The sequence below is a fragment of the Pedobacter kyonggii genome, from assembly GCF_004310665.1.
GTDB lineage: Bacteria > Bacteroidota > Bacteroidia > Sphingobacteriales > Sphingobacteriaceae > Pedobacter > Pedobacter kyonggii.
In genome coordinates, this window is record NZ_SIXF01000008.1 from 40,232 (window position 1) to 53,952 (window position 13,721).

The window sequence follows — 13,721 nt, forward strand, 5'->3', positions numbered from 1 at the left end:
TGATTAAAGTTGGTTCGGCTTTTCGTTTTTAGAGTTATGATACGGGAAAAGCCAAGCTACATTCTGCATTTATCATCTGAAATCAGCGGGAATAAATACGTTTAAATGGTTCCCACAGATTACATAGATGCTCGCAGATTTTGCAAAATAGAACCGCCAACCGAGAACTGTAAACTGCTTACTAATTAACTGGTCTTTGCCTCGAAAATATACCCGGCCAAAGCAGTTACTACCATTGCAACTGTTCCCCAAAAACAAATTCGTAATATCCCTTTAATCATATTGGAGCCCCCTGTCTTTGCTGCAATTGCCCCCGATAAAGCCAGGAACACAATAGCGAAACCGTATTGATAAAACACCATCGATTTGATAGGAGCAAGAAAAGCGACTAAAAAGGGGAGGATTCCGCCGCTGATAAAAGAAGCACCAGATGCAAACGCAGCTTGAAGTGGTTTGGGCTGTGTAATTTCGTTAATGCCCAGCTCATCTCTTGCATGTGCTAATAAAGCATCTTTCTCCGTTAGTTTTACGGCCACCTGCATGGCTAAATCTTCATCCAGTCCTTGTGTAACATATATCTTGGCAAGTTCTTTTAGCTCCAATTCGGGCATGGTTTCAAGTTCTATTTTCTCGCGCGCAAGATCTGCTTTTTCAATATCGGCCTGCGAGCTTACCGAAACATATTCGCCGGCAGCCATAGATAATGCCCCCGCAACCAGCCCCGCTAGTGCCGCCAATACAATCGGACTTCTGGTATCACTCGCTGCAGCAATGCCAATAACCAAACTGGTTGTAGAAATAATGCCGTCGTTGGCCCCAAGTACAGCAGCCCTTAGCCAACCCGTTCTATTGGTGTAATGTTTTTCCAGTTCCATCTTTGGTTACGTATGCTGTGCTTGTAGTATTCAACGTCCCCCTTCGAAGGGGGCTGGGGGATGAAAATTAGTGCAATATCAAGCTGTATCATCTCCCTACAATCTGAATATCATCATTTCTTCTCATAAACGATCATAATCGTTAAATCATTCCCGGCATTTGGGGCAATGCCATGCGAACTGCCTGGGCGGGTTAAAATGGCATCGCCAGGTTTAACCGCAAAAGTTTTTCCGTTCATCTGCATGGTTCCGTTTCCGCTGAGTACGTAATAAATCTCATCCTCTTTCTGCAAATGATAACCGATGGATGAGCCTGATTTTAAAATTCTTTTACGGAATGCTGTTTTCAGGCTTTTCGCCTCACTAAAAAAGTTAAAACCAATTGTTTTACCACCGCCATTGTGCGTGCCGGGTTCCTCCTTGGCTACTTCAATATCATTTTGAAGGATATATTTACTGGTATCGATACTTTGGGCACTGGCCTTAACTGAAATAAAGGTTGCAGCAAAAATGCTTATGATTGGGATTAATTTCTTCATGGCATAGTTTTATTATTTGGTCTGTAGCTTTAGTCTTCAAACGTAAATTTAGGCGTTTTGCATGAATGTTGCCACAAGCACCAGCACTTTGTTACTAAACCCGATGGCAGTGGTTCCGATTCTTCATCGGAAAAAACGGAGAGCGGGACTGAAGCCCTCCAAGAGCGTTAGACTGCTCATTTCCTAATCCTTAACATTAAATATTTTGATTCGAAAAGGAGTGGCTTGTAGTTCTTGGCCTTTTAAGCCCTGCCATTCACTGTAGCTCCGATAGAAAAAATCGGAGGCTGCCGTTCCTGTTTATGATCGAAAGGCCTGCTCCAGGTATAGTGCCTAAAGGTATTTATCCCTCATTCATGCAGAGGCACAAAACATTATAGTAGTTAATTCTCGCCTTGCACTTTTAGCTTTAGTCTTTCCGCTTTGGTCTTTAGTCTAAAAGTTTCCTATTCATTTTGCTAGCACAACCTATATAACAGGGCTACAGCTGCTATAAACCATTTCCTTACATTTTCCTGAAAAAACGGACTAAATAATATGGTTTTAGATTTGAATTCCAGTTCAATAATATTAGCTTTGCACAAAAAAAATATTGATACATGAGCGTTTTAGTAAATAAAGATTCTAAGGTTATCGTTCAGGGTTTTACCGGAAACGAAGGAACTTACCACGCTGAGCAGATGCTGGCCTATGGTACAAACGTAGTTGGTGGTGTAACCCCTGGCAAAGGTGGGCAATTGCATTTAGATAAGCCTGTTTTTAATACTGTTAAAGATGCCGTTGATAAAACGGGTGCAAATGTATCTATCATTTTTGTGCCACCAGCTTTTGCTGCTGATGCAATTATGGAAGCTGCCGAAGGTGGTATTAAAGTTATTGTTTGTATTACTGAAGGTATCCCAACTAAGGATATGATTCAGGTTAAAGAATATATTGCTGATCGCGATGTTACACTTATCGGTCCTAATTGCCCAGGTGTAATTACTGCTGATGAAGCTAAAATTGGTATCATGCCAGGTTTTATCTTCAAAAAAGGTCATGTAGGTGTGGTTTCTAAATCAGGAACTTTGACTTACGAAGCTGTAGACCAGGTTGTTAAGGCTGGTTTAGGTATTACAACGGCTATCGGTATCGGTGGCGACCCAATTATCGGAACACCTACTGTAGAAGCGGTTAAATTATTAATGAACGATCCTGAAACACACGGTATCATTATGATTGGTGAAATTGGTGGTGGAATGGAAGCTGAAGCTGCACGTTGGATCAAGGAAAACGGTACTAAGCCTGTTGTTGGCTTTATCGCTGGTCAAACTGCGCCTCCGGGACGTAGAATGGGCCACGCTGGTGCTATTGTTGGCGGTGCTGATGATACTGCAGCTGCTAAAATGAAAATCATGCGTGAGTGTGGTATCCGTGTAGTAGAAAGTCCTGCTGAAATCGGTGCTGCAATGGCAGAAGAATTAGCAAAATAAGATTTAAAATCTCGTTATAGAAAAGCGTTTCGATTAAGTTCGGGACGCTTTTTTTTGTTTTTTTTACCGCAAAGTTTGCGAAGAATACGTTCGACCACTAAGGCGCAAAGCACACAAAGTTTGGCTTTATTCTTGTTTTTTGCTTTCGTTTCGTCATTCCTGCGCAGGCAGGAATCTTAATGCCTTTGGTTAAGCTTAACTTTGGGTTTAAACCACTTCACTTTGTATCCTTCTTCTCCTGGAGAGGGGCATGCAGAGAATGAACATATCGCCTAAACTTTGTCAGGGTGAGGTTCTGCACCCAAAACTGAAAACTCCCAACTAGAAAGACTAATTATCATCCCTTTGTAAACACTATCCCATTCTCTTAAACCAGCAAACCAAAACAGAATCTATACCGTATATTGAGGTATGAAAACGATGTTAAATAAACTATTTTTGGTTTCTGCTGTTGTTTTAATAACAGGTCTTTCTGCTTGTGCCCAAAAGCAAGATAAGAAAGCCGTAAAACAATCGAAGGAAACAGAACAAATCATACCAAAGAAGAAAATGAACTGGAATCCATTAACACCCGAAGAAGAGAGAGTAATTGTAAATAAAGGTACAGAATACCCTGGCACAGGTAAATACGAGCATACAACAGATAAAGGAACTTATATCTGCAAACGTTGTAATGCAGCCTTATACCGTTCAGAAAGTAAGTTCGATGCGCGTTGTGGCTGGCCTGCTTTCGATGACGAAATTAAAGGTGCTGTAAAGCGTATCCCTGATGCCGATGGTTCCCGTACAGAAATTGTTTGCGCCAATTGTGACGCGCACTTGGGGCACGTATTTTTGGGCGAAGGATTTACCAATAAAGACACCCGTCATTGCGTAAATTCGATCTCAATGAATTTTGTGCCAGATAAAAAATAAGGTGGATGTAGAAGGGTTAGGTAGAGGCGTACGGTGACAAGCTGTACGCCTTTTTTAATGCACAAAACCGTGCTGTTTTTCCACAAATTATTGATTATAAACTAAATGCTTATATTTGCAGGCTCGATAAAGAAAATTTTAGCCTATGAAGTATCTGCTGTTATTAAGTTTTTGTTTCCTGTTTTTACAAGGTAAAGCACAAGATTCTGATTCATCAAATGAACCGGATAGTATCAAAAAAACAGTTCTCGCCACTTATTATCACAGAAAATTCGAAGGCCGCCGCACCACCAGCGGTGCCAAATACCGGGCAAAAAAGCTAACAGCTGCCCATCGTACGCTGCCATTCGGCACCATGGTTACAGTAACCAATCCAGATAACGGAAAGTCAGTAGTTGTGAAGGTAAATGACCGCGGTCCTTTCTCTAAAAGATTGGCTATAGATCTATCTGAACGTGCTGCAAAACAGATCGGTATCTTCCGTAAAGGCATAGCTAAAGTAAACCTCAGTTATACAACTGAGTAATACTCCTTTTAGCTCTATTTAGTGCCGATTATACCCCTCAAATTTAAGTTATTAACACTCATTTTGGTTTGCTAAGCCCTTGAAAAGAAACGATTAGCTTTTTTTTCGCTTGAAAATGATATTCGACTGATCGTTTTTCCCCAGCAATTGAACAGGGTGTTAACAACTTTGGTTCACAAAAAAGGGCCACCGTATATATATTTGTTATAACAAAGTTCTTTAACTTCTTGCGCTTGAAAACAAATATAAAAGCTTAGTTTTTAGTAATTTATACGTACATCACCTGATTGCAATTTTAAATTTCCCTAACTAAAAATTCAGTTGTTTGCCAGGCAATAGGGTTAGCACTTTCACAACAGCGTTTTGATAAAAGACATTACAATCATCATATAAAAGTGATGGATGCGTGCCTTTGTCGGCTCTGTTAAAAAAATAGAATTAAAAACATCAGCGTATGGAACAGGAATTATTACTACAAGAAAACAAAGATAGATTTGTGCTTTTGCCGATTAAGTATCCGGCAATTTGGGAAATGTATAAAAAGACCGAAGCTAGTTTTTGGACTGCAGAAGAGATTGATCTTTCTGACGACCAGAAGCACTGGGACAATTTAAACGATGGCGAAAGACATTTCATTTCGCACATCCTTGCTTTCTTTTCTGCTAGTGATGGTATTGTGAACGAAAATCTTGCGGTAAACTTCATGAGTGAGGTTCAATTGCCAGAAGCACGTTGTTTTTATGGTTTCCAGATTATGATGGAAAACATCCATGCCGAAACCTACGCCCTGTTAATCGATACTTATATTAAAGATCCTGAAGAAAAAGACCGTTTGTTCCATGCTATTGATACCGTACCCGCGGTGAAGAGAAAAGCAGAATGGGCTTTACGCTGGATCGAAAACGGAACTTTTGCCGAGCGTTTAGTGGCATTTGCTGCGGTTGAAGGTATTTTCTTCAGTGGAAGTTTCTGCTCTATTTTCTGGTTAAAGAAACGTGGTTTAATGCCGGGATTGACTTTCAGTAACGAGCTGATCTCGAGAGACGAAGGTTCACATTGCGAATTTGCTTGTTTACTTTACAGCATGTTGAGCAATAAATTAAGCGAAGAACAAGTTCATGGCATTATTAGTGATGCCGTAGAAATTGAAAAAGAATTTATTACCGATGCATTACCGGTTGCCTTGATTGGTATGAATGCAAAATTAATGAGTCAATATATTGAGTTTGTGGCCGATAGATGGTTACAGGAACTGGGTTACAAAAAAATCTACAATGCAACCAATCCATTCGATTTTATGGAAATGATTTCATTGCAGGGTAAAACCAACTTCTTCGAGAAACGTGTTGGTGATTATCAAAAAAGTGGTGTATTAACCTCCGCTGATAACAACAAACAGGCGTTTTCTTTAGACGAGGACTTTTAAGTTAGAAGATGGAAGGTTTAATCTTGCTACTCGCTACTTAAATCTTGATACCGATTAAATAAATAACAAAAAATACAAAGTGATGATTAGGTCTTGATACTTGATACTCACGACTTAATAATAAAACTTAAATCTCATAAAATATGTTCGTACTAAAAAGAGATGGCCGCAAAGAAGCGGTACAATTTGACAAAATCACAGCCCGCATTCAAAAGCTGTGCTATAGTTTAAATTCAGATCTGGTAGATCCAATCGATGTTGCCAAAAAGGTTATCGAAGGTTTATACGATGGTGTAACAACATCTGAGTTGGATAACCTTGCTGCAGAAACCGCTGCCTCGTTAACAACCAAACACCCTGACTACGCTTTGTTGGCATCTCGTATTGCGGTTTCCAACCTACATAAAAACACCACTAAATCATTCTCGGGTACGATGAAAATGTTGTACGAATATTTCGACCCGAAAGCGCAGAAAGATGCTCCTCTTATTGCTGATGATGTTTATGAGATTATAGAAAAAAACAAGGATATTTTAGATAGTTCTATCATTTACGACCGCGATTTCGGTTTCGATTATTTCGGTTTTAAAACTTTAGAAAAATCTTACCTTTTAAAAGTTAACGGTCAGATTGTAGAGCGCCCTCAACATTTGTTTATGCGTGTTTCTGTTGGTATCCACAAAGAAGATATCGATAGCGCAATCAAAACGTATAACTTAATGAGTGAGCGTTGGTTTACACATGCTACACCAACTTTGTTCAACGCAGCTACACCAAAACCTCAAATGTCGTCATGTTTCTTGTTAACCATGCAGGATGATAGTATCGAAGGTATTTACGATACATTAAAGCAAACGGCTAAAATTTCGCAAAGTGCAGGTGGTATTGGTTTAAGCATCCACAATATTCGTGCAACTGGTTCGTATATTGGTGGTACAAACGGTACAAGTAACGGTATTATTCCAATGTTACGTGTATTTAACGATACTGCACGTTACGTAGATCAGGGTGGAGGTAAACGTAAAGGTGCTTTCGCAATCTATTTAGAACCTTGGCATGCAGATGTTTTCGAATTCTTAGATCTTCGTAAAAACCATGGTAAAGAAGAAATGCGTGCGCGCGATTTGTTCTATGCCCTTTGGATTAACGATTTGTTTATGCAACGTGTTAAAGATAATGGCGATTGGACATTATTCTGTCCGCACGAAGCACCAGGTTTGGCAGATTGTTTCGGCAAGGAATTCGAAGAATTATACGCTAAATACGAAGCAGAAGGTCGTGGCCGTAAAACCATTAAAGCACAAGAACTTTGGTTTGCCATTTTAGATTCGCAAATTGAAACCGGTACACCATATATGTTGTTTAAAGATGCAGCGAACAGCAAATCTAACCAACAGAACTTAGGTACCATTAAGAGCTCTAACTTGTGTACCGAAATTATCGAATATACATCTAAAGATGAAGTTGCGGTTTGTAACTTAGCTTCATTGGCATTGCCTCGTTTCGTTATCAATGGTGCTTTCGATCACCAAAAATTATACGATGTAACCTATCAGGCTACTTTAAACCTGAACAAAATCATCGATCATAACTATTATCCGGTACCAGAAGCCGAAAACTCAAACATGCGCCATCGTCCCGTTGGTTTAGGTGTACAAGGTTTGGCTGATGCCTTTATCTTATTGCGTTTACCTTTCGAAAGTGATGAGGCTAAACGTTTAAATAAAGATATTTTCGAGACAATTTATTTCGCTTCGATGACGGCATCGCACGATTTGGCTGTAAAAAATGGTCCTTACCAAACCTTTAAAGGTTCGCCATTATCAAAAGGCAAGTTCCAGTTCGATTTATGGAATGTTACACCAGATAGCGGTCGTTGGGATTGGAATGCATTGCGCAAAAAAGTAGTTAAAGATGGTGTGTACAACTCATTATTGGTTGCACCAATGCCAACTGCATCTACGTCTCAGATTTTAGGTAACAACGAATGTTTCGAGCCATATACTTCTAACATTTACACCCGTCGGGTATTAAGTGGAGAGTTTGTAGTGGTAAACAAACACTTATTGAAAGATTTAGTAGCATTGGGTTTATGGAACAACGATATGAAAAATCAGATCATATTGGCTAACGGTTCAATCCAGGCGATTGATTCAATTCCAGATTATATTAAAGAATTGTACAAAACCGTTTGGGAGATCAAGATGCGTAATATCATCGATATGGCTGCCGATCGTGGTGCATATATCTGCCAATCGCAATCATTAAACCTGTTCGTAAACGCACCAAATACATCAAAATTAACTTCAATGCACTTCTATGCATGGGAGAAAGGTTTAAAAACCGGTATGTATTACTTGCGTACACAAGCAGCTTCTCAAGCAGTTAAATTTACTGTAGAGAACCAGGGTGGTAAAGCCATTGAAGCGGTTATCCCAGCTGAAATGACACAAGATCAGGTTGCAGAAGAAATCGTTGACGGACCAGTTTGTTCAATGGAAGAAGGCTGTATCAGCTGCTCAGGTTAACCCCTAAATCCCCTAAAGGGGACTTTTAAGAATCTAATAATATCGTAAGGTTTTGGGCAAACGCTCAAAACCTTATTTTTTGTTTATACTTTTGTGTTGGTTCAGTAGTTTATTAGCCATTGGTACATTAGTTTCTAAAGCGCCAAATACAAGTGAACTAATGACCGGTGAACAAATGAACAATACCTTAAAACATAGCGCCAAACACGAAATCATTCCTTGCGAGCGATGTAATAGTGCCATTGAGTGCAAGGCAAATTCATATACCAAATGCCAGTGCAGCGTGGTGCAACTTAGTATAAACGAAGTACAATACATCTCCGAACTATACGATGGCTGCCTCTGCGCCAAATGCCTGTTTGAGTTGCAGCAAGAGTATCGTGAAGAAATAGGCATTTAATCTTTGTGTTTTCGTGCCTTTGTGGTCGAAATAGTTTGAAAAGCAGGTTCCTATACTTTTAGCTTGGTTTCGGTCCCGCTTTTCCTTCTGCCGATTGGAAGGAATCGGCATTCGTGCAATCGGGTTTAGTTAACATGGGTTCTGCTCTTTTCTGGAAACGCTTCATTCATGCTCATCTTTATTCTTTTGCAATCCAACTGGCCAAACAGTGTATCCATTTTTGGTCAATTGTATAGGTCTAAAAAAGGACATAATTTTTCTATTAATTGTAATTTATACAATTATAATTTCTATAGTCATTAATTAAAACCTAAATGGTTAGTTTTTGGCCTTTATAAGCGTTCAATTAAGGTATTCTTCAAAATATCATCTGTAGTTGATATTCTCCTCTCAACCGATCCTGAGTCATCTTTTAGGCCTTAAAATCAACAAAAAATAGTTTGAAAATAAGTGTTAAAAATGGTAACAAAGCACGCCATTTGATAACTATATCGTGCTTGATAAATGGTTTATCAGGTTAAAAAAATAGAAAATATAAAAGATTATGGAAGCGCTCATTTCTAATTACTGGTGGGTTTTAGTGGCACTGTTGTGCGTGGTTTTATACAAATACATTTTACGTTTCTTATTCGGGATGGTCATTGTGCCCGAAGATAGGATCGGTTTAATTACCAAAAAATTCGTGCTCTTCGGTTCCGATCGCGAGTTGCCCGATGGCCGCATCATCGCAGTTAAAGGCGAGGCCGGTTTTCAGGGAAAAACACTGGCCCCGGGGTTATATTTCGGGATGTGGTTCTGGCAGTACAGTGTAACGATGGAACAATTCACTATCATTCCTGAAGGAAAAATCGGACTGATTATGGCCAAAGATGGTTCGGAAATCCCAACTGGAAATATCCTCGGACAAAAAGTAGAATCTGATAATTTTCAGGATGCGGTGAAATTTCTCGAAAATGGTGGTCAGCGAGGTCGGCAAACATCTTACATTACCTCGGGTTCTTATCGTATCAATACGATGCTGTTTCAAGTTTCTGTTACGGATATGATCCGCATTCAGGAAAGTATGGTGGGAATTGTAACCACTTTGGATGGTTTACCGATTGAGGCCAATCAGATTGCCGGTAAATTGGTTGATGGACACAACAATTTCCAGGATTTCGATGCCTTTATAAAACAAGGTGGTAACCGTGGTTTGCAGCCCCAGGTAATTTTAGCGGGATCTTACAATCTTAATCCATGGGCAATCCAATTGGAAGAAATCCCGATGACCGAAATTGCGATCGGTTACGTTGGTGTTGTAATCTCATTTATTGGTACGGACGGAAATGACTTAACCGGTGCAGACTTTAAACATGGTAATATTGTTGGCAAAGGCTCAAAAGGCGTTTGGTTAGAACCACTCGGTCCTGGTAAATATCCGATTAACAAATATATTATGAAAGTAGAGCTGGTACCAACAACCAATTTGGTCTTAAACTGGGCATCGGCACGTAGTGAGGCGCATAATCTGGATAAAAATCTATCAACCATTACCGTACGTTCTAAAGATGGCTTCCCATTTAATTTAGATGTTGCGCAGATTATCCACGTGCCAACTACAGAAGCTCCTAAAGTAATTGCACGTTTTGGGAATATGGTGAATCTGGTTTCGCAGGTTTTAGAGCCCACAATTGGTAACTATTTCCGTAACTCAGCACAGGGAAGTGATGTGATTGCTTTCTTAAGTACCCGTAAAGAGCGTCAGGAATCGGCTAAAGAACATATCCGTAAAGTGCTTGATGAATATAACGTAAATGCAGTAGATACGTTAATTGGTGATATTGTTCCGCCAGAATCGTTAATGAAAACTTTAACCGACCGTAAAATTGCAGAAGAGCAAAAAGTTACTTACGAAACCCAGAAACAAGCACAGGAAACACGCCAGGGAATGGAAAAAGAAACTGCGATTGCAGATATGCAGAAAGATATTGTGAAGGCACAACAAAGTGTAGAGATTGCCGAACGTACCGCAAGTGCAACCGTAAAAAAATCGGAAGGTGATGCGGCTGGTGTAAAACTGGCAGTGGGAGCAGAGGCTGAGGCCACTAAAATGAGGGCGCATGCCGAAGCAGAAGCAACCAAAGCAAGAGCGCAGGCTGATTCGGAAGCGATTAAGTTAAGGGCATCGGCAGAGGCTGAACAGATTTCGTTAACCGGTAGTGCCGAAGCGGGTAAAATCTTAGCAGTAGGTAAATCAACCGCCGAAGCTTACGAACTTGCAGTGAAAGCTTTGGGTGGTGAAAACTTTACCCGTTACAAAATTACCGAAGAATTATCAAAAGGTAATGTGAAGCTGATCCCTGATGTACTGATTGGTGGTAGTGGAGGTAACCACGGCGGTTCAGCAATGGATGGTCTGCTGGGATTGAAGTTGATGGAACTGATGGACCCAGCACAACGCAAAGAAGTGGTAGCCGTTGCAGAAATTGTAGAAACAAAAGCAAAACCTAAAAAGGATAATATAAACCCTTAATTTTGTTTTAAAGTAAAATGGAAAGCCTCGATGAGAATCGGGGCTTTTTCATTATTAGCTAATGATTTAGGGCGTTGGGTGGGTTGACGTTAATAGTTGTAAAAACCATGCCATCTAAACGGGATAGGAATGGCAGCCTCCGATTTTTTATCGGAGCTATAATGGATAGCCCGACTGACAGCCGTTTGAAATGTTGCCTTTGATTTCCTAAAAACCGAAAAACAATTACACAATTATGCCGTTCTACTTTTAAACAAAATAGTAACTTTGCAGCCTAATTTTGGATGAATGAATTTTTGGATGAGTGAATATGCAAAGCGCAAATTAAAACATTCAATCATTCGCTAATTTGTTAATTCAATCATTTTTAAAACATGAAGAAAGTAAAAGTTGGCTTGGTACAAATGAGTTGTACTAAAGATAAACAAGAGAATTTAGATAAAGCGATTGTTAAAGTGAGGGAAGCAGCTGCAAAAGGTGCACAGATTGTGTGTTTACAAGAGCTTTTTACTTCTTTGTATTTCTGCGATGTTGAAGATTACGATAATTTCGATTTGGCAGAAGCAATTCCAGGCCCTTCTACCGATGCCTTACAAGTGGTAGCTAAAGAATTGGGCGTGGTAATTATCGCTTCTTTGTTTGAGAAACGTGCTGAAGGTTTGTACCACAACACAACAGCTGTTTTAGATGCTGATGGTTCATATTTAGGTAAATACCGCAAAATGCATATTCCTGATGATCCAGCTTTCTACGAAAAATTCTACTTCACCCCAGGCGATTTGGGCTACAAAGTTTTCCAGACCAAGTTTGCTAAAATCGGTATTCTGATCTGCTGGGATCAATGGTATCCGGAAGCTTCGCGCATCACGGCATTAATGGGGGCAGATATCATGTTTTATCCAACTGCAATTGGCTGGGCTACCGATCAGGATGAAGAAACCAATCAAGATCAATACAATGCTTGGCAAACCATCCAACGTTCACATGCGGTTGCAAATGGTGTGCCTGTAGTGAGTGTAAACCGAGTGGGTTTTGAGCAAGATGGTGCCATGAAATTCTGGGGTGGAAGTTTCGCCACGAATGCGCAAGGCAAAATACTTTATTTAGGTTCTCACGATCAGGAAGAAACCGAGGTAGTTGAGCTGGATTTGTCAGAATCTGATTTCTTCCGTAAGCATTGGCCTTTTTTAAGAGACAGGAGAATTGATTCTTACCAACCGATTACGAAAAGATACATTGACGGGGATTAAGCTGAAAGGTTAAAGACCAAAGCTTAAAGCGAAAACCCATAAATAAAAATCCATGGTTTGTGTCCTCACGGACCATTCATTTTATAAATTAAAATCAGATGTCAAATTTCCCTCCAAGAAAAGATTTAAATATCAATCAATTCGATTATTCACCGAAGAAGCAAGGTTATGCTTTCCCTGCCGAATGGGCTAAACATGAGGCAACCTGGCTAAGCTGGCCACATAAAGAGGAGAGCTGGCCTGGGAAAATTGAGACTATTTACGAACCATATTGCCAGTTTATCAAAGCTGTTGCCGAAGGCGAAAAAGTACGTATCAATGTTAAGGATGAAGAAATGAAAGCTTTTGCTGTTTCTGAATTAACAAAAGTAGAAGCTGATTTAAGTCAGGTTGAATTTTATTTCAATGAAACCAACGATGCCTGGTGCCGCGATCATGGTCCTGCATTTTTATTAAAAGGAAATGAAAAGGCTGTTGTAGATTGGGGATACAATGCCTGGGGTGGAAAATACCCTCCTTTTGATCTGGATGATGTGGTTCCGACAAAAATTGCCAAACATTTCGATTTACCTTTATTTACACCAGATATTGTGATGGAAGGAGGTTCTGTAGAATTTAACGGCGCAGGTACGGTTTTAACCACCACAGCTTGTTTGTTGAACGAAAACCGTAATCCGCATTTAACCAAAGAGCAGATCGAAAAATATTTGCTTGAATATTATGGTCAAGATCAGGTATTATGGTTGGGAGATGGTATTGTTGGCGACGATACAGACGGCCACATTGATGATATTACGCGTTTTGTAAACGAGGATACGGTTTTAACTGTTGTAGAAAGCAATCCGCTGGATGAAAATTACGTGCTGTTACAAGAGAATCTAGAGGCCTTAAAAGCCATGAAGCTGAAAGATGGTAGAGCATTGAATATTGTTCAATTGCCTATGCCATCGCCGGTTATTTATGAAGATACCCGTTTACCAGCGTCTTATGCAAATTTTTACATTGCTAACGCGGCTGTAATTGTTCCGGTTTTTGATGATGTAAACGACCAGAAAGCTTTAGCTATTATTCAAGGTTGTTTCCCAGATAGAAAGGTTATTGGTATAAATTCGGTTGATATTATATGGGGATTGGGAAGCTTTCATTGTTTGAGCCAGCAGGAACCAGCGATTTAAGTTTGGAGTTTTCAGTCCTTAACAACGCAACAATTAAACATTTTAACAATATCTCGATAGAGTTGCTAACTTTACCACAATTAAATTTTTATAAATTATATAA

At 39.7% G+C, this 13,721-nt stretch carries 11 protein-coding genes; 9 read left to right on the top strand and 2 right to left on the bottom strand.

All coding sequences use genetic code 11. From position 1 onward, the window contains the following. Positions 1–185 precede the first annotated feature (185 nt). Together EYS08_RS10400 and EYS08_RS10405 are read right to left on the bottom strand one after the other, a co-directional pair. Positions 186–875 (bottom strand): VIT1/CCC1 transporter family protein, encoded by a 690-nt coding sequence (locus EYS08_RS10400; protein ID WP_131029982.1) that lies wholly within the window; start codon positions 873–875, stop codon positions 186–188. Between the two features lie 113 nt (positions 876–988). Continuing rightward, on the bottom strand, positions 989–1,414 hold the full coding sequence (locus EYS08_RS10405; RefSeq protein WP_131029983.1) for a cupin domain-containing protein: 426 nt from the start codon (positions 1,412–1,414) through the stop codon (positions 989–991). Between the two features lie 599 nt (positions 1,415–2,013). Here EYS08_RS10405 and sucD point away from each other — a divergent pair. From sucD to EYS08_RS10450, 9 genes are all read left to right on the top strand, one after another. Then, positions 2,014–2,886: a succinate--CoA ligase subunit alpha gene (gene sucD / locus EYS08_RS10410; RefSeq protein WP_131029984.1), complete on the top strand. Its 873-nt coding sequence runs from the start codon at positions 2,014–2,016 to the stop codon at positions 2,884–2,886. Positions 2,887–3,297: 411 nt separating this feature from the next. Next, on the top strand, positions 3,298–3,801 hold the full coding sequence (locus EYS08_RS10415) for a methionine-R-sulfoxide reductase (protein ID WP_131029985.1): 504 nt from the start codon (positions 3,298–3,300) through the stop codon (positions 3,799–3,801). Between the two features lie 145 nt (positions 3,802–3,946). Beyond that, positions 3,947–4,327, top strand: a complete 381-nt coding sequence (locus EYS08_RS10420; RefSeq protein ID WP_131029986.1) for a septal ring lytic transglycosylase RlpA family protein — start codon at positions 3,947–3,949, stop codon at positions 4,325–4,327. A 454-nt stretch (positions 4,328–4,781) separates the two neighbouring features. Further along, positions 4,782–5,753: a ribonucleoside-diphosphate reductase small subunit gene (locus tag EYS08_RS10425; RefSeq protein ID WP_116251674.1), complete on the top strand. Its 972-nt coding sequence runs from the start codon at positions 4,782–4,784 to the stop codon at positions 5,751–5,753. A 143-nt stretch (positions 5,754–5,896) separates the two neighbouring features. Continuing rightward, positions 5,897–8,281 (top strand): ribonucleoside-diphosphate reductase subunit alpha, encoded by a 2,385-nt coding sequence (locus EYS08_RS10430; protein ID WP_131029987.1) that lies wholly within the window; start codon positions 5,897–5,899, stop codon positions 8,279–8,281. A gap of 175 nt (positions 8,282–8,456) precedes the next feature. After that, positions 8,457–8,681, top strand: coding sequence for a cysteine-rich CWC family protein (locus EYS08_RS10435; RefSeq protein ID WP_131030096.1), 225 nt, complete (start codon positions 8,457–8,459; stop codon positions 8,679–8,681). Positions 8,682–9,225: 544 nt separating this feature from the next. Beyond that, a complete protein-coding gene (locus EYS08_RS10440; RefSeq protein ID WP_131029988.1) occupies positions 9,226–11,193 on the top strand; it encodes an SPFH domain-containing protein in 1,968 nt (655 codons plus the stop codon). A 374-nt stretch (positions 11,194–11,567) separates the two neighbouring features. Further along, a complete protein-coding gene (locus EYS08_RS10445) occupies positions 11,568–12,443 on the top strand; it encodes a carbon-nitrogen hydrolase (protein ID WP_131029989.1) in 876 nt (291 codons plus the stop codon). Between the two features lie 98 nt (positions 12,444–12,541). Continuing rightward, positions 12,542–13,618, top strand: coding sequence for an agmatine deiminase family protein (locus EYS08_RS10450; RefSeq protein WP_131029990.1), 1,077 nt, complete (start codon positions 12,542–12,544; stop codon positions 13,616–13,618). Positions 13,619–13,721: the final 103 nt, after the last annotated feature.